We start from the raw sequence: 26,338 nt of genomic DNA on the forward strand, positions 1-26,338 counted from the left end.
ACAAGAATGGATAGGCGCCATTGGTATTACAAACATAGAAGGGTCTTACAATACTGTCGTTGGTTTACCAACGCATTTACTTTACGAAACGTTAAATGCCATTGCAGAAGAATCATAGCAATGTAACTTTGTAAAAATGACCTTTTATGAAGACCCTACAATTCACTTCAATCCTTTTAATTTTTGTTTTTTTTAATTCTTGTAAAGAAGTTGTCTCTGAAACCTCTGAAACCGCAGCATTAGTAACAGAAACTAAGAAAACAGAATATAACCAATCCGCTCAAACATTATCAAAAGAATTTAAGGACTACTGGTACGCTGGTAAAGCCGAAATTACCTCTTATAAATTAAAGCAAGCACGTTATGGTGAAATTAGAAATGGTAAATCCGTTTTAGTATTTGTAACAGAAGATTTTCTTCCTGAAAAGCAAGTAAAAGCTAACAATTCTAATGAATACAATATACCTGTTTTAAAACTGAATGCCACTAAAAATTTCAATACAGGTATATATCCATATTCTATAATGCAAAGCACGTTCTATCCCGTTGCAAATAATAAACATGCATTAAAAGTCTCTTCTTCTATTCAAGAATGGTGTGGACATGTTTACACACAATTAAATAATCGTGACACTTTCGAAATTAAGTCACATTCATATTTTCAGGGAGAAGCCGATCAATCATTTAAATTAGACAAAACGTGGACAGAAAATGAATTATGGAATAAGCTAAGAATAGATCCAAAACGTCTTCCGCAAGGAGAAATAGAAATTATACCATCGCTAGAATATCTCAACTTAAGGCATAAATCTAAAAAAGCCTATAAAGCCTATGCAACTTTAGAAAATGGTTCTTATACACTATCTTATTCAAAATTGAATAGAATTTTAAAAATAGACTTTAAGACTGAATTCCCATATGTTATTCAGGGTTGGGAAGAAACAACTACAAGTGGTTTTGGCGATTCTGCAGAAACACTAACCACCAAAGCGAGTTTACTTAAAACTATAAAGTCATCATATTGGAATAAAAACACAAATTCCGACGAAGTTCTGCGACAAACTTTAGAATTAGAATAAACTTAGAAGAATCTGGCTATATTTGTTAGAGACAAATAACTTATAATGTCAGGATTTTTTAAAACTTATCAAACCGAAATCGTTTATTCGATTATTCTACTGGTTGTATTATTTATAATTAGAACCATTATTGTCATTACCGTAAAAAAAACAGGAAAGAAAAGTGGTACTACAGTAGCTAGAGCAGCACTAATAGGTCGTTACGTTACAGTAATATTTGTTTTAATTGCATTACTCATAGAAGCTTTTATACTTGGTGCAAATACACAAGACGTTACCTTAGTATTTTCTTCTGTGTTTGCTGTTATAGGTATCGCTTTGTTCGCTATTTGGTCAATATTAAGCAATGTTACTTCCGGAGTTATTATGTTTTTCTCCTTTCCTTATAAAGTTGGTGATAAAATAAAGATTCATGACAAAGATTACCCAGTAGAAGCTATAATAGAAGATATTAGAGCGTTCCAGTTAATTTTGAGAGAAGATGGTGGTGATCTAGTAACCTACCCGAATAATCTTATTCTTCAAAAAGCAGTAACTTTAATTGAAAAAGACGCTTTAGATGATAGCAGTATCCTTTAATCATGATAAAGAAAAGAGCTAAAAAACGTACGCAAGAATACAAGAAACATGTCGGACAAGTTCCTGGTACATTAGTCTATACAGGAAAAAAGTCTGATAAAGAATTTCAAGTAGAGTGTTTTGACTACACCAAGGAATCTGCAGAAGAAACCATTCTCCTCAATATCGAAGAAGCAGCAAGTTACAAAGAAACAGACTCAGTGACATGGATTAATATTGATGGTTTAAAACATACTAAAAAAATTGAATCTATTGGTAAACAATATGATTTACACCCACTTGTTTTAGAAGATATCGTAAACACATCGCAACGCCCTAAAATTGATGAATACGAAGATTATCTATTTGTGGTATTAAAAATGCTCTATTACGATAAGGATGAAAAAATAGTTGTTGAGCAAGTAAGTATTGTACTAGGTAAAAATTATGTGCTTACATTTCAAGAATCAGAAGATGATGTCTTTAGTATTATTAGAGAACGTATTCGGCTGGGCAATGGCAGAATTAGAGGGCTAAAATCTGATTATTTAATGTATGCCCTTATAGATGCTGTAGTAGATCACTATTTTCATATTATTGAAACTTTAGGAAACAAAATTGAAGATTTAGAAACCGAATTATTTGCCGGAAATGCTAGAGACAATATCAATATAGAAGTACAACAGCTAAAACGAGAAATTTTAAAAGTACGTCGTGCTATATTTCCATTACGAGAAATAATAAATAGAATAGAAAAAGGTGAACACCAATTAATATTTAAACGCACAATAACCTATTATAGAGATATTTATGATCATTTAATTCAAGTATCAGAAAACATAGATATTTATCGTGAAATGATCTGGAGTTTAATGGATATGTATATGACTACCATTAGTAATAGAATGAATGAAGTAATGAAAGTTCTCACTATTATGTCTTCAATTTTTATACCCTTATCCTTCTTAGCAGGACTCTATGGTATGAATTTTAAATACATGCCAGAACTAGAATATCGCTATGGCTATTTTGTGCTATTAGGAGTGATGCTAATTCTATTCATTAGCCTCTTATTTTATTTTAAAAGAAAAAAATGGATTTAGACCAAACAACTAATATTATAATTTATCTATGACTAGACAAGAACACCTAAAACTCTGCAAATCCTGCATCAACAGAGATATGGATTTAAAAGCAGGATTAGTATGTAAGCTAACTGGAAAAATTGCAGATTTTGACACCGAGTGTCCTTCATATAAACTAGACGAAAACCACGTTGCGCAATTAGACAATGAAAATGCAATAGAACGTCATCAAATAGTAGGTAGATTATCTAAAAAAAATCTAGAAAAACTCAAAACAGAACAAAGTTTACCCGCAGCTATTTTTGCTGGTTCTTTTATCGGTGTAGTCGCTGCAGCAATTTGGGCAGCAGTAACTGTTTCTACTAACATGAAAATAGGTTTAGTTGCTATTGCCATAGGTGCATTAGTTGGGTTAGGTATGCGATTTATCGGTAAAGGCATCGACCCAATTTTTGGAATTTGCGGTGGTATTATTGCCTTTTTGAGTTGCGTTTTGGGAGACTTTTTTAGTATTATAGGTTTTGTAGCAGAAGCAGAGAATCTAAACTATTTCGAAACTTTTCTTTATTTCGATTATTCTCTAACATTTGAGATTTTAAAGGAAACTGCAAGTCCAATGGATTTAATTTTTTACGCTATTGCGGCAGCCGAAGGTTATAAGTTCTCATTTAGAAAATTAACTGAAAAAGAATTGTACAATTTAGAGCATAAAAAAGACTAATTCGGCTAAATTTAAAGCGTTAAACAAAACCTAAAACCAAGGTCGCAAGGCGCTAACTTTTATATATTTGATAAGCAACTAACTAATAACCTCATGCGCCAGATTAAACTCTGCCTATTACTAATTATAGGCACCATAGTCTCATTAAATGCTCAGCAACCTAAAAAACTCAATTCTTCAGAAATTTATGAAGCCGTTCAAAAACTCAATGTTTTAGGATCTGTACTTTATATTGCTGCACACCCAGATGATGAAAATACCAGATTAATTTCTTATATGTCTAACCACGTAAAGGCACGTACAGCTTACTTATCCTTAACTCGTGGTGATGGTGGTCAGAATTTAATTGGGCCAGAAATTAGAGAATTATTAGGTGTTATTAGAACACAAGAGCTTCTCGCTGCAAGAAGAATTGATGGAGGCGAACAACGCTTTACAAGAGCAAATGACTTTGGCTACTCTAAACATCCTGATGAAACTCTGAAAATCTGGAATAAAGATGAAGTTTTATCTGATGTGGTATGGGCAATTCGTGAATTTAAACCAGATGTTATCATTAATCGATTTGATCATAGAAGAGGTGGTCAAACCCATGGTCATCATACAAGTTCAGCGCTATTAAGTATGGAGGCTTTTGATTTAGCTAATGACGCCTCTAAATACACGTCTCAATTAGACTTTACAGAAACTTGGCAGCCAAAACGCTTATTTTACAATACATCTTGGTGGCGCTATGGTAGCCGTGAAGCATTTGATAAGATAGATAAAAGTAATATGCTTAAATTTGATATTGGAGTGTATTATCCAACAAAAGGTTTATCTAATAATGAAGTTGCTTCGTTGGCAAGTAGCCAACATTTATGCCAGGGATTTGGTAGATTAACCTCAAGGGGAACACAAGACGAATATATAGAATTTTTAAAAGGTGAACCTTTAGATGGTAGCGATAATGTCTTCGCAGGTATAGATACGTCATGGAACCGTGTTGAAGGTGGGTCTGCAATTGGAAATATCTTAGATGACTTAGAAGGTAATTTCAATTTTGTTAATCCTGCTACTCATCTACCTCAACTCTTAGAAGCTTACAAGTTAATTCAAAATATAAAAGATGAACATTGGAGAACTATAAAAACAAAAGAGATCAAATCTATAATTGAATCTTGTGCCGGCTTATATCTAGAAGTATCATCAAATACACCAAATGCCTCACCAAACTCAACTGTGTCACTAAGAATAGAAGCCTTAAACCGTAGTAATGCTCAAATAGATTTAGTATCTTATAATCTCTCTACCCTTAAAGTAGGAACTTCTAAGACTATGGAGATGCCGGAAAATCAACGTTTAAATTTTGAAGAGGGCATTACAATACCTATTGATATAAATTATACAACTCCTTATTGGTTGAATACACAAAGTACATTAGGCATGTACCATGTAGATAATCAAGAACTCATAGGTTTACCTGAAACTCCAAGAGCAGTATTTGTAGATTTCAATTTAATAATAGCAGGTACTCCAATTACAATAACTAAACCTGTAGTGTATCGTTACTCAAAACCAGATAAAGGTGAATTATACAGACCATTTGAAATCATTCCTGAAGTTTCAGCAAGTTTAGAAGATAAGGTCTACATTTTTGAAAATAATCAACAAAAAGAAATTGAAGTCTTAGTAAAGGCAGGTCGTGATGCTATTGAAGGCTATGTAAGAATGGCCTATCCAAATGATTGGAGTGTCTATCCGCAAAAACAAAAAATTGAAATAGCAAATAAGGGAGACATTCAAAAAGTAGTCTTTACAGTAGTTCCGCCTAAAGGTCAAAGTGAAGGCTTAATTACTCCGATAGTTAATATAAATGATGAATATTACACAAATGAGTTAATTGAAATAGATTATGCACATATTCCATTTCAAACCGTATTGATGCCAAGTGTAAGTAAAGTGGTTAGATTAGATATTAAAAAGAAAGGTGAAAATATTGGATATATCGAAGGTGCTGGTGATGTAGTTCCTGAAAGTTTAAGACAGATTGGTTATAATGTCACTATAATTAAACCAGAACAAATCGCACCAGAAAACCTTGCAAATTTTGATGCCATTGTCGTAGGAATAAGAGCCTATAATATTTTAGATGCAATGAAATTTAAGCAGAAATTTCTACTTGATTATGTAAAGGTAGGCGGCAATTTAATTGTACAATATAATACGAGTAGGCGCTTAAAAACAGATAATTTAGCACCTTATACTCTCAAACTTTCAAGAGACCGTGTTACGGATGAAAACGCGCTGGTAAGAATATTAGATCCTAATCATCCAGTTCTTAATTTTCCTAATAAAATTACAATTAAAGATTTTGATGGTTGGGTTCAGGAACGTGGTTTATATTTTCCAGATGAATGGTCAGAAGAATTTACTCCACTACTAGCCATGAATGATAAGGGTGAATCTTCAAAAGAAGGAAGTTTACTAGTTGCCCAATACGGAAAAGGGAATTATATCTATACAGGTCTAAGTTTCTTTAGAGAATTTCCCGCAGGAGTATCTGGTGCCTACAAACTATTTGTTAACTTGTTATCGGCAGGAAAAGAAAGCCAATCGACACAAAAAACTAACAACTAACCATAATGAACGACCAAAACCAACCACAACCTAAACAAAAATGGGACAAAATGTATACGATTGTATTAATAGCTAATGCTTTATACATCGTTCTCTTCTACTTTATAACGGCTTCATTCGCTTAAGATATGCAGCAAACTTTAGATTGGATTGACTGGACAGTTTTAATCGCCACTTTAGTCACCATTGTTGGCTATGGTACATGGAAAACTAGAGGCAGTAAAAATGTACAGGATTATGTAAAAGGTGGAAATACATCAAAATGGTGGACCATAGGTTTGTCTGTAATGGCAACTCAAGCTAGTGCTATCACTTTTCTTTCTACTACTGGCCAGGCTTTTTCCGATGGTATGGGCTTCGTTCAGTTTTATTTTGGACTTCCCATTGCCATGGTGATTATTTGCCTGGTTTTTATTCCACTCTATCACCGACTAAAAGTTTACACCGCTTATGAATTCCTAGAGAATCGATTCGATTTAAAAACTAGAAGTCTTACTGCAATTCTATTTCTTATACAACGTGGTCTTGCTGCTGGTATCACCATATTTGCACCAGCCATAATATTGTCTGTGGTCTTAGGATGGAATATAGTAACACTAAATATCATTATCGGAGTATTAGTAATCATATATACAGTTTCTGGTGGTACCAAGGCGGTAACTGTAACACAAAAACAACAAATGTTTGTCATTTTTGCTGGTATGTTAGCTGCACTTTTTGTGGTTATTGATTTAATACCAGATGAAGTCTCATTTGTAGAAGCCATTGATATTGCTGGTGCGACAGGAAAAATGCAAGTACTAGACTTTTCATTTGACTTAGAAAACCGTTATACCGTTTGGACAGGATTAATTGGTGGAACCTTTTTAATGCTTTCTTATTTTGGGACAGACCAAAGTCAAGTACAGCGATATCTTTCCGGTAAATCTATGAAAGAAATGCAAATGGGTTTATTGTTTAATGGCTTACTAAAAGTACCAATGCAATTCTTTATACTTCTTGTTGGCGTTATGGTATTTGTATTTTATCAATTTAATCCCTCACCACTTAACTTTATAGACGCCTCTACAGAAACTGTCTTAGCATCAGAGTACGGAAATGAATACCGTCAACTTCAAGAACAACAAGAAGATCTTTTTGAGTTAAAACAAAAAGTGTCTTTAGAATTAGCGAATAACCCAACGGACAATGAGGCTTCAAGAAAAAAGCTTGCAGCGCTTGATATTGTAGAAAAATCATATCGTTCACAATCTAAATTTCTTATAAAAAAAGCTGTAGATCCTGAATACACAAAAGAATATAATGCCTTAAAAAATAAAGTTAATCTATTAACTTCTAATCCTGAAAGTCCAGAATATATTGAGAAATCTAACGCCCTAGAAAACTTATATAAAGAAGCCGCAAGAGATACACAGACCAATGATAGGGATTACATGTTTATCCGATTTATCCTTAACCATTTACCAACTGGTTTAATAGGTCTTTTACTTGCTGTAATTTTATCGGCTGCTATGTCTTCTACCGCATCAGAAATTAATGCACTTGCAACGATAACATCAATTGATCTATACGGTAGAAATCTTAAGGAGAACAAAGATGAAGAACACATGGTAAAAATGACCAAATGGTTCACATTTGGTTGGGGAATAGTAGCAATAATTATTGCTTGTTTTGCGGATTTAGCTGAAAATCTCATTCAATTAGTAAACATCATTGGATCTATTTTTTACGGTAATGTTTTAGGTATATTCCTGTTAGCTTTCTTTTTTAAACATATTAAAGGAAACGCAGTTTTTATTGGAGCGTTGATAACACAAATTATCATCATCACATTATACCTGTTAGATAATGAAGGAATTATAAATTTACCGTATTTATGGTTAAATCTAATTGGTTGTGTTATCGTAATTATAATTGCTAATATCCTACAGGCAAGTGCAAAAAACAAGTCTTTGAGTGAAGCCTAAAGTTATTAATTGGGGAATTATTGGCGCTGGCAAAATAGCCAGTGAATTTGCTAAAGATATTCTTGAAGTGCCAAACTCAAAATTAAGTGCTATCGCATCAAGAAACCCTGATAAAGCTGAAAGATTTGCAATAAAATATAATTTCAAAAAAGCATACGGTAGCTATAATGAACTTGTTTTAGATGATAATTTAGACGCTATTTATATTGCCACTCCCCATGCATACCACAAGGAACATACACTTCTTTGTTTAAAAAATAGAAAGCCTGTCCTTTGCGAAAAACCATTGGCTATGAACTTAGAAGAAGTTGACGAAATGATTCGACTTGCTAAAACAAAAAACGTTTTATTAATGGAAGCGTTATGGACCGCATTTCTGCCACATTTTGTATATGTACGAGACTTAATTCAAAATGAAAAATTCGGAAAAATAATTCAATTAGAAGCTGATTTTGGATTTCAGCCTCCATATAATGAAAACTCTAGACTATTTAACAAATCACTTGGTGGTGGTAGCTTATTAGACATTGGCATATATCCAATATTTTTAGCACTTTCAACGCTTGGTAAACCAAATTCAATTAAAGCAGATGCAAAATTCTTTGAAACGGGAGTTGATTCAGAATGTTTAATTGAATTCAATTATGAAAATTCTAAAGCATTATTAAAAAGCACCTTTAAAGAAGAAACAAAAACTGAAGCTATTTTTAAATGTGAACATGGAGATATCATAATCAACGGCAGGTTTCATCAACCAACATCGGTAACATTAATTAATACATTAGGTGAGCGAACATTAAAGCAATTTGATTACACCACGATTGGCTATAATTATGAAATTGAACACTTCAATAATCTATTAATAAATGGCATAACAGAAAGTAATATTATGTCTTTTGAATTTAGTAGAACTCTAATCACGACACTCGATAGCATAAGAACTAAAATAAATTTAACGTATTAAAAAACGCAACCTAAAAGGCTGCGTTCTTTATATAAGTTAGTATGAGTGCACCTATTACATTGCGCCCCACTCCTTTAGTGAATCTTTATTCATTTTAACGTAATCAGCATTTCCTGCTTTTTCTGCACCTTCTAAAGATTTTTTTGCTGTTGCTATGGCATTTTTCTTATCGCCCATTTTAGCATATAATAAAGACTGTTGCCTTAATTGCCAGTACCTAGGATTTTCAACCATAGACATTGCTTTATCCATCCATTCTTTGGCTTGTTTTAAATCTTTTCCTTCAGATAAATTATAAACAGCTGCAGCATAGTAATCATTTGCAGACGGTCCGGCCATAGTCCTTTCGATAGCTGATGATACTTTTTGATCAGTTGGCACTTCAATATTAACGCCCACATATGTGTTCTCCCACATAAAACCAATTTCAGCAGAATTACTTGTTAAATTGTAAAAACCTATTGTCCAAGTTTCTATATCCATCGGTAATTCCATAGTATCAGCAGTTACTTTAGCTACTACTTTAGCCTCATCCCACTCTGCTGGTGTTCCCCAATTTTCAGTATCTGTGTAAAATACGACATCCCATGACTTCTCATTTGGCGTGATAAAAATTGAATAAGATCCAGACTTTAATGTATTACCATCAATAACAACATCATCACTGAATGTTACCATAGTGTTTTTATTTGCTCCTGCTCGCCACATTTTACCGTAAGGCACAAGGTTACCAAAAACTTCACGACCTTTCATACTTGGTCTAGAATATTCTAGTGTAACATCTGTTAATCCTACTTTCTGTTCTAGTTTACTAAACGGACTTGGTTGCGGAGTTTCAATTTGTGCATTTACTGAAAACATTAATGTTAAAGCAAATGCAAAAAGTACTAATTTTTTCATTTTGTATGGTGTTAAGTGTTTATTTTATAGAGTTGTAAAGTTACTACTAAACAAAAAGGTTAATTGTTAAGGAATACTTAAAAAGATAATCTAAGTATTTCTATTATTGAATAATTGTTTGTTCAGTTATTTTATTAATCGTAATATTGCAATATAAAAATATTACTGATTATGGGTTTAACTAAAAGTGAGATTTTTACTGATAAACAAAATGAAATTGCTAGTATCGCAAAGGTCTTTGGACATCCTGCCAGAGTGGCTATACTTCAACAATTATTTAAGGCTAACGCATGTATTTGTGGAGATCTCGTAGATGAAATCGGATTAGCACAACCCACAATTTCACAGCACCTTAAGGAACTTAAAAATATCGGAATAATAAAAGGTAACATAGAAGGTACCAGTGTATGTTATTGCATCAACGAAGACAAATGGAATATTATAAAAGATCTTTTCAATCAATTTCTAGATTATAAATTTCAAAAAACAGAGTGCTGCTAAAAAATTAGATTATTACAACATTAAAAAATATTTAAATGAAAACTGAACAGGAATTAAAAGAGATCGTAAAAACAAGATACGCCAAAATTGCAGAACAGGGTAAAGCGGAAAATGCCTCGTCTTGTTGTGGCGCTACTGCACCATCAAATAAAGTCTATAATATTATGATGGATGACTACTCAGACACAGAAGGTTATGTGAGCGATGCCGATTTAGGTTTAGGTTGCGGATTGCCCACAGAATTTGCGCAAATTCAAAAAGGAGATACGGTTATTGACTTAGGCTCCGGCGCCGGAAACGATTGTTTTGTTGCCAGACATGAAACTGGTGTAGAAGGAAAAGTTATTGGTATTGACTTTACGCCAATAATGGTAAAAAAAGCCCGCATTAATGCCGAAAAACTTGGGTTCAACAACGTTGAATTTAGAGAAGGAGATATTGACAATATGCCTGTAAGTGATGATGTTGCTGATGTCATTGTAAGTAATTGCGTCCTTAACCTAGTACCAAACAAACAAAAAGTTATCAAAGAAATTTACAGAGTATTAAAACCTGGTGGGCATTTTAGTATTTCAGATATTGTTTTAGTCGGTAATTTACCTGAGGCTTTAAGAGAAGATGCAGAAATGTATGCTGGTTGTGTTGCTGGAGCCATCCAAAAAACGGATTACCTTCAACATATTTCGGATACTGGATTTAGAAATGTAACCATTCAGAAAGAAAAGCCAATTACCATTCCAGATGATATTCTCATTAAATATTTAAGTGAAGAAAAAATCAACAAATTTAATTCTGGTGACATCGGTATTTTCAGTATTACAGTTTATGCAGAAAAACCTGGAACAAAACTTACAAAACCCAAACTCAAACTAGAAAACATCTCTGACGAACCTTGCTGCACACCTGACGGAAATTGTTGCTAAATAAACCACAACACTACACATGTTATATTATCAAATTAAAGCACAAGTAGAACAATTAGATGTTAATTCTATTTCTGCTGACCGTAAAGAGATTTTGCAACCATTGATAGACTTTATTCAAGAGAAAGTGACTCAAAATCAAATTATCAACCTTAATTTTATTTGCACGCACAATTCACGTCGTAGTCATTTATCTCAGGTTTGGGCACAGACTCTAGCCAGTTATTTTAATATCAAAAATGTGTTTTGCTATTCTGGAGGAACTGAAGCCACTGCCCTATTTCCCTCAGCTGCTCAGGCATTACAAAGCTCTGGTTTTAAAATTTCAAAATTATCAGTAGAATCGAATCCGGTTTATGCTATAAAATATTCAGAAACTGTACATCCAGTGATTGGATTTTCTAAAACCTTTGATAACGATTTTAATCCGACTTCAGAGTTTGCCGCCATAATGACTTGTTCTAGTGCAGATAAAGGCTGTCCGTTTATTGCTGGTGCAGAAAAACGTATTCCTATGACTTATGAAGATCCAAAGGCATTTGACAATACACCTCAACAGGCTGAAAAGTATAAAGAACGTAGTTTACAAATTGCGAATGAATTAAAATATGTGTTTTCAAATATTAAAGTAAAATGAAACATCCATTATTAGTTTTTAATAACACAGCGAAAATGATAATTAGGATGTTCCATGTGACCTTTAAAAACAATAAATAATACCACATGAAAAAGAAGTTAAGCTTTCTAGATAGCTATTTAACCTTATGGATATTCATAGCCATGGCAATTGGTGTTGGTATTGGCTATTTTATCCCAAACTTTCCAAAGTACTTAGATACTTTTAGTAGCGGAACCACAAATATTCCAATAGCTATAGGTTTAATATTAATGATGTATCCACCTCTGGCAAAAGTTAATTATGCGTTGTTACCAAAGGTGTTTAAAAATATAAAAATACTGTCTATCTCTTTAGTTTTAAACTGGATTATAGGACCTGTGTTAATGTTCGTTTTAGCCCTGTCTTTTTTACAAGAATATCCAGAATATATGGTAGGCCTAATACTTATAGGTTTAGCACGATGCATTGCCATGGTCTTAGTATGGAATGATTTGGCGGAAGGTAGCAGCGAATACGGTGCTGGTTTGGTGGCTCTGAATAGTGTTTTTCAGGTGTTCGCATATAGTTTTTACGCTTGGTTATTTATAACCGTACTTCCTCCCTATTTCGGTTTTGAAGGTGCTATTGTAGATATTTCTATTGCAACAATAGCCGAAAGCGTGATGATTTATTTAGGTATTCCGTTTTTATTAGGAATATTAAGTCGTTTAATTTTAGTGAAATTAAAGGGTGAAGAATGGTATACTAAGACATTTATTCCCAAAATTTCTCCCATCACACTAATTGCATTATTATTCACAATTATTGTAATGTTCTCTTTAAAAGGTGAGTTAATTGTTGAAATACCTATGGATGTTTTGATAATTGCTGTGCCCTTATTAATATATTTTGCTCTAATGTTTTTAATCGGATTTTTTGTGAGTAAAGCTATGGGAGCTACTTACGATAAAAATGCAGCGATTGCCTTTACAGCTGCTGGTAATAATTTTGAATTGGCTATTGCTGTAGCCATTGCTGTATTTGGTTTAAACTCAGGTCAGGCATTTGCTGGTGTTATTGGTCCCTTAGTAGAAGTTCCTGCGTTAATTTTATTAGTAAGAGTGGCGTTTTGGCTTCGAAAAAAATATTACTAAAAAGTATATTTCTATAATCCATGTTAAACTTTGTTTAACTTTTATAACAAATAGTTAGACATTCTGTATCTTTACATTGTAAATCAAGTACAATGGCAAAGAAAAAATCAATCACTGAATCAAACATCATCGAGTTTTACATGGATTATGTGTTAACTCACAATGAACAACCCAAATCTGTATATGCCTTCGCAAAGCATAATAAATTTGAAGAACAAAAATTCTATGAATTTTTCGGCACGTTTGATGCCTTAGAACAAAGTATCTTTAAAGTCTTTTTCGAAAATGCGCATTCAGTATTAGAAAAAAGTGAAGACTATACACATTTTGATGCAAGAAATAAGTTATTAAGTTTCTACTATACCTTCTTTGAGATTTTAACGGCTAATAGAAGTTATGTGGTACATGCGCTAGAGCATAACAAAAATCAATTAAAGTCTCTTAAAACCCTAGCCAAATTAAAGCAACAATTCTCTAATTACATAGAGCATCTTAATATTCAGACATTAGATTTAAAACAAGAGCAATTAGAAAGATTGCAAAAAAGAGGTTTAAAAGAGACAGCTTGGTTACAATTACTTGTTACCATGAAGTTCTGGCTAGATGACAGTTCATCTTCTTTTGAAAAAACAGATTTGTTTATTGAGAAATCGGTAAGGGCAAGTTTTGATCTTATTGACACAACACCATTAAAGAGTTTAATAGATCTTGGTAAATTCTTATATAAAGAAAAAATGCACACTAACTAGATGAAAACAATCGATAGTATACCAATGACCAAGATTTCCAGAGCAAGTAAATTAGTTTCTACCGGTGCTAAAGTAGGTGTAAACTACTTGAAATATTATGGTGATAAAATGGTAAATTCTAAAGACGATGCCAAAGAGCGTCTTAATCAGAATAACGCAGACGATATTTACGATAGTCTTAAAAAATTAAAAGGTAGTGCGCTAAAAGTAGCTCAAATGCTGAGTATGGAAAAAAGCATATTACCACAGGCATATGTTGAGAAATTCTCTTTATCACAGTTTTCTGTACCACCACTATCTCCACCATTAGTTATAAAAACATTTAAAAAATATTTCGGTAAACATCCTGAAGAACTATTTGATACTTTCAACGCAACTTCAGTCAATGCTGCCAGTATAGGACAAGTCCATATTGCAGAAAAGGATGGGAAAAAATTTGCTGTGAAAATCCAATATCCTGGAGTTGCTGAGAGTATCGCTTCTGATTTGGCCCTGGTAAAACCAATAGCCATTAAGATGTTTAATATAAAAGGCAAAGATTCGGATAAATACTTCAAGGAAGTAGAAAATAAGCTTACAGAAGAAACCAATTACAATCTTGAGATTGCACAAAGTAAAGCGGTTGTAGAAGCTTGTAAGCATATACCACATTTAAAATTTCCGAATTATTATGAGGAATTTTCTTCAGAGCGTATTATAGCCATGGATTATATGGAAGGTGAACATCTTTCTGAATTCGTGGCTTATAATACAGACCAAAATAAATCAAATCAATTAGGACAGGCACTTTGGGATTTTTACATGTATCAAATCCATATATTGAAAAAGGTACACGCAGACCCACATCCTGGTAATTTTTTAATTTCAAAGGAAAATGAGCTAATCGCATTAGATTTTGGGTGTATGAAAGTAATTCCTGAAGAATTCTACGTACCTTATTTTGAATTAGCTAAGAAAGAAAGTCTTGAAGACCCAAAGATATTCATGGAAAAGATGTACCAACTTGAGATTTTAAGAAAGGACGATTCGGAACAAGAAATAGAATTCTTTTCAGCCATGTTTCATGAACTTCTAAGCTTGTTTACACAACCATTTCAAAATGAATTATTCGATTTTTCAGATCCTTCGTTCTTTAATCAAGTCGCCGAAATGGGTCAGAAATATGCAAAAAGTACAGAACTAAGAAAGGTTAATGGTAATAGAGGTTCTAAACATTTCATTTACATTAATAGAACCTTTTTTGGCCTTTATAATTTAATGTTCGATCTGAAAGCAGAAAATATTAAAATAAACAATTTTACAAATTTAAAAGATGTCTGAATTTAGTTTAGAAGACATTAATCAAATGCACCATCTTTACCGCATCAACTTAATTAATAGTTGTTCTGGTTATAAATCCGCAAATCTTATTGGCACTAAAGATGAAACTGGAACTAGTAACGTTGCTGTATTTAGTTCTATTACACATTTGGGTTCTAATCCAGGTTTGTTAGGTTTCTTTTTACGTCCAACAACGGTAATTAGAAATACCTACGACAACATTAAAAATTCTGGAAAATATACCTTAAATCATATTCATGATGGTATTTTAGAAGATGCTCATCATACGTCTGCCAAGTACGATCCGGCGATATCAGAGTTCGACGCCACATCATTAGAGGAAGAATATAAAGACGATTTTCTGGCACCCTTTGTAAAAGGATGTCCAATTCAACTCGCAATGAGTTATGTTGAAGAGTATCCCATTAAAGCAAATAACACTATCTTACTAATTGGTAAAATTGAAAAACTCTACGTCCCAGATGAATTATTAGAAAAGGACGGGTTTATAAATCTATCTAAAGGAAAAGTAGCCACTATAAACGGATTAGATGGTTATGCTGTACCAGAGTTAAAGAAACGCTTAGACTACCAACGACCAAAGGCTGAGTTTGTCAAACAATAATATGCTATGTCATTTCGAACGTAGGAGAGAAAATCTTAATAAATATATTGATGATTTATTACATTCAAAATGACAATAAATAAATTTAAAATATCACGTGAAAATACTCATAACAGGCACAACTGGCTATATTGCCAAAAGACTAGCACTTCAGCTGCTAGAAGATAAGCACGAGCTTATTTGTTGTGTACGTGATATGAATCGAATTCCGGATGAAATTGAAGAACATCCATTGTGTTCCTTCATTAAAATGGATTTTTTAAATCCAGAGCCCAATAAAATTCCTAAAAATATTGATGTCGCTTATTACCTCATCCACTCAATGGCAACAGATGCTGATGATTTTGAAGACCTGGAGCGCCAATGTGCTCATAACTTCAAAAATCTGGTTGAAGCCACACAATGTAAACAAGTTATTTATCTCAGTGGTATTGTCAATGATGACTCTTTATCCAAGCATTTAAAATCACGTTTACAAGTTGAAGAAACTTTGAAGTCAGAAAAATATGCCTTAACCACCTTTAGAGCAGGCATTATTGTCGGTAGTGGTAGTGCCTCATTTGAAATCATTAGAGACATAGTGGAAAAATTACCGCTTATGGTGACACCTAAGTGGTTAAATACAAAAACACAACCACTAGGCATTAGAGATGTACTCACTTATTTATCTGGTGCATTAGGAAAAGAGGCGCTTTTTAATAAATCTTATGACATATTTGGACCAGAAATTCTCACCTATAAAGAAATGCTTTTACAATTTGCAGAAGTACGCGGTCTAAAACGTCATATACGGACATTACCTATATTGTCACCTAAACTATCCTCATATTGGTTATATTTTGTAACCTCAACATCATTTCAACTAGCACAAGCCTTAGTAAATAGCATGAAAGTCGAAGTCATTGGCAGACCCAGTGATATTAATGATCACATTAAGATTGAGCCAATGAGTTATAAAACCGCTGTTGAGTTAGCCTTTCAGCGTATTGAACAAAATTCTGTAATCTCCAGCTGGAAAGATGCTGTAAGCAGTGGCCGATTCAAAGATCAACTATCAAAACATATTGAGTTACCACAATTCGGTTGTTTTAAAGATGTTCGTTCAAAAACTATTATAGATGAAGAATTTACACTCAATCAAATTTGGGGTATTGGCGGACGCAACGGTTGGTACAGTTTTAATGGTTTATGGAAACTAAGAGGCTATGTAGATAAATTGTTTGGTGGTGTTGGCTTGCGCAGAGGACGCACACATGACACGTATTTAGAACCAGGTGATCCCTTAGATTTTTGGCGTGTTTTATTTGCTGATAAAAAAGAAAAAAGACTTTTGTTATTTGCTGAAATGAAATTACCAGGAGAAGCTTGGTTAGAATTTAAGATTGTAAAAGATAAATTATATCAACGCGCAGTTTTTAGACCAAAAGGCGTTTGGGGAAGATTGTACTGGTATATGGTTTTACCCTTTCATGCTTTTGTTTTTAAAGGAATGATTAATGCCCTTGTAGAACCAAAATGAAAGGTGTGAAAAAACAACATTTACCAGAAAAAATATGTCTGGTCTGTGGCCGTCCTTTCAAATGGCGCAAAAAATGGGCAAAAGATTGGGAAAATGTAAAGTATTGTAGCGAAAAATGCAAAAGACAGAAATGAAAAACTTAGTTTGGTTTAGAAATGATCTCAGAACAACGGATAATACCGTTTTACATGAAGCGTGTAAAACCGGTAATAAGATTATTGGAGTTTATTGTTTTGACCCAAGACATTTTGAAATTGATAAATTCGGTTTTAAAAAGACTGAAAAGTTCAGAGCCAAATTCTTTATTGAAACTATTCACGATTTAAAAGAGCAACTACACCAACTAAATATTGATCTTTTAGTATTTCAAGATTTACCAGAAACCGTTATTCCTAAAATTTGTGAAGAACACCATATAACTGACATTTACCTTCAAAAGGAATGGACGAAGGAAGAGGTAGACAGCGAAAAATTAGTTAAGTCAAAAACAGAGCATTTAAACTGGCATCACATTAATAACCAATTATTATTTCATCCTGAGGATATCAACTTTGAGATTGCAAAAACACCACAGGTTTTTACGATGTTTAGAAAGAAATTAGAGAAATATGTTGATGTAAGACAAGAGTTAATAACCGAAAAGCAGGTAGAGGATAATAGAATTGAGAATAATACAATAATACCAAAATTAGCAGATTTAGGTTTTAAAGATTTTGAAATGCATCCGCATTCAGCGTTCCCTTTTAAAGGTGGTGAAACTGAAGGTTTGAGTCGATTGAATGATTATTTCTTCAATACTAAGAAACTTGGTTTTTACAAAAAAACACGAAATGGTTTAATAGGTGTAGATTACAGTTCTAAATTCTCTCCTTGGCTGGCGAATGGCAGTATTTCTTCCAGAACGATTTATTGGAATGTCAAAAAATTTGAAAAAGAACATTTTAAAAATCAATCGACCTATTGGTTGGTTTTTGAGCTTATTTGGCGCGATTATTTTAAATATGTGTCCATGAAACATGGTAACCAGATATTTAAGTTAGAAGGTATCCTTCAAAAAGATTATGACTGGTCCACTAGTCAAACCAAAATTGATAAATGGATTAATGGAGAGACACAATCCGACTTTGTGAATGCTAACATGAATGAGCTAAAAGAAACAGGGTGGATGAGTAATAGAGGACGACAAAATGTAGCCTCCTACTTTGCCAAAGAATTAGAATTAGATTGGCGTATTGGTGCCTCATACTTTGAATCTCTTTTATTGGATTATGATGTGCATAGCAATTATGGTAATTGGATGTACGTGGCTGGTGTTGGTAACGATCCTAGAGACAGAAAATTTAATGTCCAACTACAAGCCGAGCGTTATGATGCTACTGGTAAATTTAGAAGTATTTGGTTACAACCAAGTTTATTTTAATGATAAATAAAAGAGATAAACACTGTATAAGAGGAGTTGAAAAACAAAGAGAATATGACTATATTAAATAAGCTTTATCCCATTTTTTTATCTGAGATCACTAAAAAAAAGATCGAAAAAGTGATATTGTATGTGGCTCTTTTTGGTTTTTTTATTCATTTAATCCTCATTTACCTCTCTAAATTCAATATTCTTAATTTTCAATTAGAATCGGAATTATTCAAAAATCCAATATCAGCAATTTATACACCGTTCTCTTTTATATTGATATATGAGGTTTACCTACTAATCTATTATTTACCAAAGTCTTTCACAACCTACATAACCAAGCAATACGAAATTATAACACTCATAATAATTAGAAAATTATTTAAAGATCTAGCTGAAATTAAACTTACATCAAATTGGTTCGATATTAAAGATGATCTACAATTCACCTATGATATTCTTGCTTCCATTATACTATTCTACCTGATTTTCCAATTTCAAAAACAAGGCAGAAAAAAAGCGAAAAAACAAAATAAGTATGAATCAAAAATTGGGCGATTCATTAAGCGAAAACAAATTATAGCAGTCATTTTAGTCCCAATATTTTTTATAATGGCTGTAGTAACTTTGTTTAACTGGACTTCTGATATTTCTTTAGCAACAAACAGTTTACCTGATTTTGAAATAATTAACAATCTATTTTTTGATGAATTCTTTACTGTTCTAATTTTAGTCGATGTCGTTCTGCTTCTAATTTCATTTTTTTACACAGATAAATTTCATAAAATCATCAGAAACTCTGGATTTGTAGTCTCTACCATCTTAATACGTATGTCTTTCGGTGTAAGCGGTTTGGTAAGTACCGTCTTAATCATATCGGCTGTTTTGTTTGGACTAGCCATTATCCTAATTCATAATAAATACGAAAAAAACTCTTTTACCAATAATTCATCTACAATTACTTTTAAGTAACTATGACAAAAGAAACAAGTCTTATATTTCCTCATCAAATATTTAAAACATCAGAAGTTTTAAACCAAACAGATAGTATTTATCTAGTCGAAGAATTTCTGTTCTTTAAGCATTATAAATTCCATAAACAAAAGATCGCATTCCATCGCGCGTCAATGAAAGCTTATCAGAAGTATTTGGAAGGGCAAGGTAAAACCATTAATTATATTGAATCCAATTCAGACCTATCTGATATAAGACAACTTATACCAAAGCTTGTTGATGAAGGGATTGAGAGGCTTCATATTACAGATCCAACCGACAATTGGCTTAAAAAGCATATTAATTCAGTTACTGAGGACTTAGATATTGAATGGTATGAAAATCCACTTTTTATTAATACCAGAGAAGAGCTGAGCTCGTTTTTTAAATCGGACAAAAAGAAGTTTTTTCAAACTACATTTTACAAGCAACAGCGAAAAGACCGTGATATTTTAATGGTTGATGATGAACCAGAAGGTGGAAAACTCACATACGACAAAGAAAACCGAAAGAAATACCCTAAAGATAAAACACCGCCACATATTCAGTTTCCAGATAAAACCGATTTTCTTAAAGAGGCTGAGGATTATGTAAAGTCCAATTTCAGCAATCATTATGGTGAATTGAATGACTTTGTTGTTTATCCAATCGATTTTAAATCGTCAGAAGAATGGTTACAGCAGTTTTTTGACCAGCGTTTCCACGAGTTTGGACCTTATGAAGATGCTATCGTAAAGGAAGAGCATTTTTTAAATCATAGCCTTCTTTCACCACTTATTAATGTTGGATTACTAAAGCCTGCTGAAGTGATTGAAAAAGCGATTGAATACGCCAAATCTAATGATGTGCCTTTAAATTCCTTAGAAGGATTTGTACGCCAAATTTTAGGATGGCGTGAATTTATTCGAGGTGTTTATGAAGTGAAAGGTACTGAAGAACGCACCAAGAATTTTTGGAACTTCGATAAAAAAATACCAGCATCGTTTTATGATGGTTCTACAGGCATTCAACCTATTGATGACGTCATCAAAAAGATTTTAAAAACAGGGTATGCCCATCACATAGAACGCTTAATGATCTTAGGTAATTTCATGGTCCTCTGCGAATTTGACCCAGACGAAGTTTATAAATGGTTTATGGAACTATTTATCGATGCCTACGATTGGGTGATGGTACCTAACGTTTATGGCATGAGTTTGTATGCTGATGGTGGCCTTATGTCTACCAAACCGTATATAAGTAGCAGTAATTATATTAAGAAAATGAGCAACTACTCTAAAGGTGATTGGCAAGACACATGGGACGGTCTGTTCTGGACCTTTATGGACAAACATCGTGACTTCTTTTCAGGGAATCCAAGATTAGGTATGCTTCTTGGCAATTTAGATAGAATGAAGAAAGAAACTTTAGAAAATCACTTTAATAACGCAGAACAATTTTTAGAAAAACTTTAAATGACAGAAAGAGAACACATCAACGTGGTTTGGTTAAAGCGCGATTTGAGACTTCAGGATAATGAAGCAATTTCTAATGCCTTAAAGTCTGGCAAACGTACGCTTTTACTATATGCTTTTGAGTTTATACTATTAAATGATGAGCATTATAGTGAACGTCATTTTAATTTTATAAGAGAATCTATTCGAGATTTAAACCGTCAACTTTTGGAACACAATACCAAAATACTTGCCGTAGATTGCGATATACAAAGTACCTTTAATTTAATACAGGAATTTTACAAGATCGATGCAATATACTCACATGTCGAGACTGGAATTTTAGTGACCTATAATAGAGATAAAGAATTTAAACGTTACTGTAGGAATAACTTTATTCAATGGAAAGAAAGTAAGAATAATGGTGTAGAACGTGGTTTGGTCAATAGAGATAATTGGTTTGAAAGCTGGGAAAATTATATGAATGCAGAATTAGAAGTTTTTCAACCAGATGACGGTCAACTACTTGCCATTGATGACATCAAAACCTTGGAAAAGGTATTTACAGTCGCTGATTTAGAGACACCGTCGGACACCCCTTTTCAAAAAGGTGGAAGCTCGATGGGCTGGAAATATGCTAATTCATTCTTTGACAACAGGCATGAGGCCTATATGACCAACATTTCTAAACCTGAAGCATCACGAAGTAGTTGTAGCAGACTATCACCTTATATTTCTTGGGGAAACGTGTCCATTCGACAAGTCTTTCAAAAGGGAAAAGCAGTTAAAGCAAAAAGTAAAAACAAAAAGCATATTTCAGCATTTTTATCACGACTACGATGGCAAGCTCATTTTATTCAAAAGTTTGAAATGGAACACACCATGGAGCAAGCGAGTGTAAATAAAGGCTATCATAAATTAAAGAAAAGCATCTCTGAAGACTATCAAAAAGTATGGCGCGAAGGACAAACAGGTTTTCCGCTGGTAGATGCCAGTATGCGTTGTCTTGTGGAAACAGGTTATGTAAACTTTAGAATGCGTGCTATGCTAGTGTCATTTTTTACTCATATCTTATGGCAACCATGGCAAGCAGCATCAACCCACTTGTCTCAACAATTTTTGGACTTTGAACCTGGTATTCATTTTCCACAATTACAAATGCAAGCGGGTGAGACAGGAATTAATAATCTTAGAATTTATAATCCCATTACAAATAGCTTAAAACACGATCCGGATTCAGTATTTATTAAGAAATGGGTCCCAGAATTAGCGCATCTCGATACACCATTTATTCACGAACCTTATCTAATGACTGAGTTAGAGCAAGGCCTTTACAACTTTAGATTGGGTGAAGATTATCCGCATCCAATTGTAGATATAAAAGAGAATCGCAAACGAGCAAGTGAAATTCTCTGGAACATGAAAGACGATCCGGAAGTAGTTAAAGAAAGTTTTCGCATTCTAAAAAGACATACACTAAGTAACAGAAATCGATTACTTAAAAGTGATTAGATTATCTTAATTTTGACTTACTTTTCCTACAATCATAATTCTCTGTTAATTTTTGTTTAACTATTTATTCAAAAGGTTATACATTTGTATATTTACCTTGTAATGATAATAAATACAACATATCACAATCCTGAACATAAACAAATTATCGCTGATTTAGTCGGTGATTCATTTAGTTTGGTACAGAAATTGAAAATGAAAGGTATTGGTTCTAAACGCATGATTATTGACGACGTTAGTCCCAACATGAAAAGCATGATGAACCTGGTATCTGACATTAATTACGGTAGTATCGAGTTACGTCCTAAAGGCATCTTAGTAAGAATTACAAAAGGATTAAAAAATTTTACATGGATTATTCCTTATTACCAATTAGTTATTTATAAGACAAACGGATCGAGCTTACATGCTCAAGGTCGTTTCGTTCATTTTAGAAATAGTAAAACCTTCAAAGAAAACAAAAAGTTCTTTGACAAGTTACTAGATGAAAAAGTAGAATATGATATACAATACGCAATGCCCTCTGATTTATGAAGTTAGATGAAAGAGACATAGACCGTGTCATTGAAATGGCTTGGGAAGATAGAACACCTTTTGAAGCTATTACATTTCAATTTGATTTAAAAGAACAAGACGTCATAGAACTAATGCGTAGAGAAATGAAACCCAGTAGTTTCAGAATGTGGAGAAAACGAGTACAAGGAAGGGCGACAAAACATATTAAAAAAAGAACGTTTGATAAAGGCAGATTTAAATGCTCTCGTCAAAGAACAATAACAAATAACTCTATTTCAAAACGATAACACGTGCTTTGATCTAAGTTTGGAGTACTTAGAGACAGCACATTAAAAAGATTCTATGAAAACAGAAACATTATCCCAAAAAAACGGTCATCAACTAAACGGATTTAGTATTGAAGACATCGGAGATGATCATTTATTTACAAGCTTAGACACACCAATGAAGTCAAATGCTTTTGAGATGTCTAACGAAGAAAAGAAAAATCGTATTTCTATATTATTTTCAGAAATAATGGATGTATTAGGTTTAGATCTAACAGACGATTCATTAAAGGGTACACCAAATCGTGTAGCAAAAATGTATATTGAAGAAATATTTTCTGGTCTAGACCCTGAGAATAAACCAAAGATTGCGTTGTTTGATAATAAATATCAGTACAATCAAATGCTTGTTGAAAAGAATATTACTTTCTATTCAAATTGTGAACATCACTTTGTGCCAATTATAGGAAAAGCACACATAGCTTATAAATCGTCTGGTAAAGTCATTGGACTATCTAAATTAAACAGAATTGTACAGTATTACGCAAAGCGTCCTCAAGTTCAAGAACGTTTAACTAATCAAATAGCTAATGAATTAAAAACAGTTTTAGAAACTGAAGATGTAGCCGTAATTATTGACGCTAAGCATCTCTGTGTATCTTCTAGAGGTGTTAAAGATGATACATCAGCAACAGTAACAACGTATTATGGTGGTGAATTTAATACATCAGAAAAAATCGTAGAGTTACAAAATTATATTAATAGTTAAAAAAAATGTTATGGATTTAATCGAAAGAGCTCTAGAATTTGAGCAAGAAAAACGAAAGTCGCTATCAACAAGCGACCGTGTCAAGATTTCGAGAGAAGCTAAATCGTTGATTTTAGGTTTAAACGAAATCTACAAAGAAAATAAAGATCAAAAAATCATGGACATCATGAAACGTCTAACTGCTATAAAGCGCAAGATTGAAAAGCGTTTAAAAGGCAGACCATTAAGAGAATTAGTTTAATGAGAAATGCCATCTTGTGATGGCATTTTTTTATATATAATACATGAAAAATATAATAGTTATTGGTGGTAGTAAAGGAATTGGCAAGGCAATTGTCTCATCGTTGCTATCTTCCCATAAAGTTACAAACATTAGTAGAACAGCACCTGAGGAGTCTCACGAAAACTTAACACATTACAATTGTGATGTGATAAATGACGAGTTACCAGACTTGGAATCTGCCGACGGTTTAGTGTACTGTCCAGGCAGTATCAACTTAAAACCAATCAACAGGTTGAGTATTGATGATTTTAAAAATGATTTTGAAATCAATGTTTTAGGAGCTGTAAAAGCAGTACAGAAGTATTTGAATATTTTAAAAAATGGTGATAAGCCAGCTATATTGTTATTTAGTACAGTTGCAACAAAATTAGGTATGCCATTTCATGCCAGCGTTGCCGCCTCTAAATCTGCAATAGAGGGTTTAACAAAATCTCTTGGTGCTGAGTTAGCACCAACCGTTAGAGTAAACGCTATTGCACCAACGGTAACAGATACAGAACTGGCGTCAAAATTATTACGTAATGATAGGATGATAGAAAAGATGAACGAACGTCATCCACTTAACAAATACTTACAACCAGAAGAAGTAGCAGATATGGCAACCTTTTTATTATCAGACAAAGCTGCTTCATTATCAGGTCAAATTTTTGAAATGGACTGTGGTATTGTAAGTTTTAAAATCTAAAAAATATGAACCCATTAAAAGCATTTGTAGGGACGTTGGCAACAACGGATAAGGATATTGTGTATAATACCTCTAAGCCAATATATAATATTGAAATAAATAGCTTACAAGGAAACCCTATAGACCTGTCAGAATTTAAAGGCAAAAAAATGTTGTTTGTTAATGTTGCGTCTAAATGTGGTTTTACACCTCAGTATCGAGAATTACAAGAACTCTATGATACTTATAAAGACAACCTCGTTGTAATCGGAGTACCCTGTAACCAATTTGGAAAACAAGAACCTGGAACATCAGAGGATATCGAGGAGTTTTGCCAAGTTAATTACGGTGTGACATTCCCAATTACGGAAAAAATTGATGTTAATGGCAGTAACCAGCATCCACTTTACACATGGTTAACTAAAAAGTTTATTAATGGTAAACAAAATTCTTCAGTGAAATGGAATTTTCAAAAATATCTCGTTGATGAGCAAGGGGAATTTATAGACTATTTCTACTCTATTACAAAACCATTAAATACCAGAATTACTAAGTACTTAAAATAATAAAACATGTTCGGATTATTCAAAAAAACATCAGAATTAGAAAAGTTGCAAAAGCAATATGAAAAGTTGATGGCGGATTGGCATAAACTTTCTACCACTAACCGTGCAGAAAGCGATAAAAAATATGCAGAAGCTCAAAAAATTAGTGAGCATATAGAAGATTTAAAACAATAAAACGTTTTGAATAAGATTTACCTATTGATACTCTTTCTTGTTCTCAATTTTGGAGGTTTGGCAATAGGTAATTATTTTATGGGAGATGCAGTTAACGGAAAATGGTATGCAAATCTAAATAAAGCACCATGGACGCCACCTGGATGGGTATTTGGTGCTGCATGGACAACCATAATGATTTGTTTCTCTATCTATCTAACTTATTTATTTTCTCTAAGAGGTTCTAAATACGTCATAGCCATTTATTGTATCGCCTTTATTTTAAATGTGAGTTGGAACTATTTGTTTTTCAATCAGCAATTTACGAGCATTGCATTATTTGTACTTATTTCACTAACCTTAGTTATAGCCTATTTCTTTATTAGTTTTGGAGATGAAGAACTGAGTAAGATGAAATATTTATTACTTCCTTATATAGTTTGGTTATGTATTGCAATCTCGTTAAATGGGTATGTAGTTTTAAAAAATTAAA

The 26,338-nt window shown here is 33.0% G+C and carries 30 protein-coding genes; 29 read left to right on the forward strand and 1 reads right to left on the reverse strand.

Features of this window, described 5'->3' with window-relative positions; translation table 11 throughout:
- The 8 genes from ACTG3Y_RS04685 to ACTG3Y_RS04720 all read left to right on the forward strand — a co-directional run.
- Window positions 1–118: Maf family protein (locus tag ACTG3Y_RS04685; protein ID WP_439151826.1), on the forward strand; the 118-nt coding region annotated here is incomplete at its 5' end.
- A 28-nt stretch (window positions 119–146) separates the two neighbouring features.
- Window positions 147–1,079, forward strand: coding sequence for a septum formation inhibitor Maf (locus ACTG3Y_RS04690; RefSeq protein WP_439151764.1), 933 nt, complete (start codon window positions 147–149; stop codon window positions 1,077–1,079).
- A gap of 45 nt (window positions 1,080–1,124) precedes the next feature.
- Window positions 1,125–1,658 (forward strand): mechanosensitive ion channel domain-containing protein, encoded by a 534-nt coding sequence (locus ACTG3Y_RS04695; protein ID WP_439151765.1) that lies wholly within the window; start codon window positions 1,125–1,127, stop codon window positions 1,656–1,658.
- Window positions 1,659–1,660: 2 nt separating this feature from the next.
- The gene (gene corA / locus ACTG3Y_RS04700; protein ID WP_439151766.1) at window positions 1,661–2,740 is read left to right on the forward strand and encodes a magnesium/cobalt transporter CorA; all 1,080 of its coding nucleotides are present in this window, start codon (window positions 1,661–1,663) and stop codon (window positions 2,738–2,740) included.
- Window positions 2,741–2,768: 28 nt separating this feature from the next.
- A complete protein-coding gene (locus ACTG3Y_RS04705) occupies window positions 2,769–3,443 on the forward strand; it encodes a hypothetical protein (RefSeq protein WP_439151767.1) in 675 nt (224 codons plus the stop codon).
- Between the two features lie 93 nt (window positions 3,444–3,536).
- Window positions 3,537–6,062: a PIG-L family deacetylase gene (locus tag ACTG3Y_RS04710; protein ID WP_439151768.1), complete on the forward strand. Its 2,526-nt coding sequence runs from the start codon at window positions 3,537–3,539 to the stop codon at window positions 6,060–6,062.
- Window positions 6,063–6,190: 128 nt separating this feature from the next.
- Complete coding sequence (locus ACTG3Y_RS04715) at window positions 6,191–8,029, forward strand: sodium:solute symporter (protein ID WP_439151769.1); 1,839 nt, start codon at window positions 6,191–6,193, stop codon at window positions 8,027–8,029.
- Window positions 8,019–8,993 (forward strand): Gfo/Idh/MocA family protein, encoded by a 975-nt coding sequence (locus ACTG3Y_RS04720; RefSeq protein ID WP_439151770.1) that lies wholly within the window; start codon window positions 8,019–8,021, stop codon window positions 8,991–8,993. The genes ACTG3Y_RS04715 and ACTG3Y_RS04720 overlap by 11 nt, the downstream gene beginning before the upstream one ends.
- 54 nt (window positions 8,994–9,047) lie before the next feature.
- On the opposite strand, the gene ACTG3Y_RS04725 is transcribed toward ACTG3Y_RS04720, so the two are convergent.
- Window positions 9,048–9,893, reverse strand: coding sequence for a DUF2911 domain-containing protein (locus ACTG3Y_RS04725; RefSeq protein ID WP_439151771.1), 846 nt, complete (start codon window positions 9,891–9,893; stop codon window positions 9,048–9,050).
- A gap of 171 nt (window positions 9,894–10,064) precedes the next feature.
- On the opposite strand from ACTG3Y_RS04725, the gene ACTG3Y_RS04730 reads away from it, so the two are divergent.
- From ACTG3Y_RS04730 to ACTG3Y_RS04830, 21 genes are all read left to right on the forward strand, one after another.
- Entirely contained in the window at window positions 10,065–10,394 is a 330-nt protein-coding gene (locus tag ACTG3Y_RS04730) for an ArsR/SmtB family transcription factor (protein ID WP_439151772.1), read from the forward strand.
- Window positions 10,395–10,429: 35 nt separating this feature from the next.
- Window positions 10,430–11,317, forward strand: coding sequence for an arsenite methyltransferase (locus tag ACTG3Y_RS04735; protein ID WP_439151773.1), 888 nt, complete (start codon window positions 10,430–10,432; stop codon window positions 11,315–11,317).
- A gap of 19 nt (window positions 11,318–11,336) precedes the next feature.
- Entirely contained in the window at window positions 11,337–11,954 is a 618-nt protein-coding gene (locus ACTG3Y_RS04740; protein WP_439151774.1) for a low molecular weight phosphatase family protein, read from the forward strand.
- Window positions 11,955–12,040: 86 nt separating this feature from the next.
- On the forward strand, window positions 12,041–13,069 hold the full coding sequence (arsB, locus tag ACTG3Y_RS04745) for an ACR3 family arsenite efflux transporter (RefSeq protein WP_439151775.1): 1,029 nt from the start codon (window positions 12,041–12,043) through the stop codon (window positions 13,067–13,069).
- Window positions 13,070–13,161: 92 nt separating this feature from the next.
- On the forward strand, window positions 13,162–13,818 hold the full coding sequence (locus ACTG3Y_RS04750) for a TetR family transcriptional regulator C-terminal domain-containing protein (RefSeq protein ID WP_439151776.1): 657 nt from the start codon (window positions 13,162–13,164) through the stop codon (window positions 13,816–13,818).
- Window positions 13,819–15,138, forward strand: coding sequence for an ABC1 kinase family protein (locus tag ACTG3Y_RS04755; RefSeq protein ID WP_439151777.1), 1,320 nt, complete (start codon window positions 13,819–13,821; stop codon window positions 15,136–15,138).
- Window positions 15,131–15,763, forward strand: coding sequence for a flavin reductase family protein (locus ACTG3Y_RS04760; protein WP_439151778.1), 633 nt, complete (start codon window positions 15,131–15,133; stop codon window positions 15,761–15,763). Before ACTG3Y_RS04755 ends, ACTG3Y_RS04760 begins: the two co-directional genes overlap by 8 nt.
- Window positions 15,764–15,860: 97 nt before the next feature.
- A complete protein-coding gene (locus tag ACTG3Y_RS04765; RefSeq protein WP_439151779.1) occupies window positions 15,861–17,282 on the forward strand; it encodes an SDR family oxidoreductase in 1,422 nt (473 codons plus the stop codon).
- Window positions 17,279–17,416, forward strand: coding sequence for a DUF2256 domain-containing protein (locus tag ACTG3Y_RS04770; RefSeq protein WP_439151780.1), 138 nt, complete (start codon window positions 17,279–17,281; stop codon window positions 17,414–17,416). Before ACTG3Y_RS04765 ends, ACTG3Y_RS04770 begins: the two co-directional genes overlap by 4 nt.
- The gene (locus tag ACTG3Y_RS04775; protein WP_439151781.1) at window positions 17,398–18,702 is read left to right on the forward strand and encodes a DASH family cryptochrome; all 1,305 of its coding nucleotides are present in this window, start codon (window positions 17,398–17,400) and stop codon (window positions 18,700–18,702) included. Before ACTG3Y_RS04770 ends, ACTG3Y_RS04775 begins: the two co-directional genes overlap by 19 nt.
- A gap of 600 nt (window positions 18,703–19,302) precedes the next feature.
- A complete protein-coding gene (locus ACTG3Y_RS04780) occupies window positions 19,303–19,662 on the forward strand; it encodes a hypothetical protein (RefSeq protein WP_439151782.1) in 360 nt (119 codons plus the stop codon).
- A gap of 2 nt (window positions 19,663–19,664) precedes the next feature.
- Window positions 19,665–21,137 (forward strand): cryptochrome/photolyase family protein, encoded by a 1,473-nt coding sequence (locus ACTG3Y_RS04785; protein WP_439151783.1) that lies wholly within the window; start codon window positions 19,665–19,667, stop codon window positions 21,135–21,137.
- Window positions 21,138–22,628 carry a deoxyribodipyrimidine photo-lyase/cryptochrome family protein gene (locus ACTG3Y_RS04790; RefSeq protein WP_439151784.1) on the forward strand — a complete coding sequence of 497 codons (1,491 nt, stop codon included), beginning with the start codon at window positions 21,138–21,140 and terminating at the stop codon, window positions 22,626–22,628. It begins immediately after the preceding gene.
- A gap of 102 nt (window positions 22,629–22,730) precedes the next feature.
- Window positions 22,731–23,162: a hypothetical protein gene (locus tag ACTG3Y_RS04795; protein WP_439151785.1), complete on the forward strand. Its 432-nt coding sequence runs from the start codon at window positions 22,731–22,733 to the stop codon at window positions 23,160–23,162.
- Window positions 23,159–23,431: a TIGR03643 family protein gene (locus ACTG3Y_RS04800; protein WP_439151786.1), complete on the forward strand. Its 273-nt coding sequence runs from the start codon at window positions 23,159–23,161 to the stop codon at window positions 23,429–23,431. The genes ACTG3Y_RS04795 and ACTG3Y_RS04800 overlap by 4 nt, the downstream gene beginning before the upstream one ends.
- Window positions 23,432–23,486: 55 nt before the next feature.
- On the forward strand, window positions 23,487–24,179 hold the full coding sequence (gene folE, locus ACTG3Y_RS04805) for a GTP cyclohydrolase I FolE (RefSeq protein WP_439151787.1): 693 nt from the start codon (window positions 23,487–23,489) through the stop codon (window positions 24,177–24,179).
- 10 nt (window positions 24,180–24,189) lie between these two features.
- Window positions 24,190–24,420 carry a hypothetical protein gene (locus ACTG3Y_RS04810; RefSeq protein ID WP_439151788.1) on the forward strand — a complete coding sequence of 77 codons (231 nt, stop codon included), beginning with the start codon at window positions 24,190–24,192 and terminating at the stop codon, window positions 24,418–24,420.
- 43 nt (window positions 24,421–24,463) lie between these two features.
- Window positions 24,464–25,147, forward strand: a complete 684-nt coding sequence (locus tag ACTG3Y_RS04815) for an SDR family NAD(P)-dependent oxidoreductase (protein WP_439151789.1) — start codon at window positions 24,464–24,466, stop codon at window positions 25,145–25,147.
- A gap of 5 nt (window positions 25,148–25,152) precedes the next feature.
- The gene (locus tag ACTG3Y_RS04820) at window positions 25,153–25,692 is read left to right on the forward strand and encodes a glutathione peroxidase (RefSeq protein ID WP_439151790.1); all 540 of its coding nucleotides are present in this window, start codon (window positions 25,153–25,155) and stop codon (window positions 25,690–25,692) included.
- Window positions 25,693–25,698: 6 nt separating this feature from the next.
- The gene (locus tag ACTG3Y_RS04825) at window positions 25,699–25,866 is read left to right on the forward strand and encodes a Lacal_2735 family protein (protein WP_439151791.1); all 168 of its coding nucleotides are present in this window, start codon (window positions 25,699–25,701) and stop codon (window positions 25,864–25,866) included.
- 24 nt (window positions 25,867–25,890) lie between these two features.
- The gene (locus tag ACTG3Y_RS04830; protein ID WP_439151792.1) at window positions 25,891–26,337 is read left to right on the forward strand and encodes a TspO/MBR family protein; all 447 of its coding nucleotides are present in this window, start codon (window positions 25,891–25,893) and stop codon (window positions 26,335–26,337) included.
- Window position 26,338: the final 1 nt, after the last annotated feature.

Source organism: Winogradskyella sp. (assembly GCF_965656915.1).
Lineage (GTDB): Bacteria > Bacteroidota > Bacteroidia > Flavobacteriales > Flavobacteriaceae > Winogradskyella.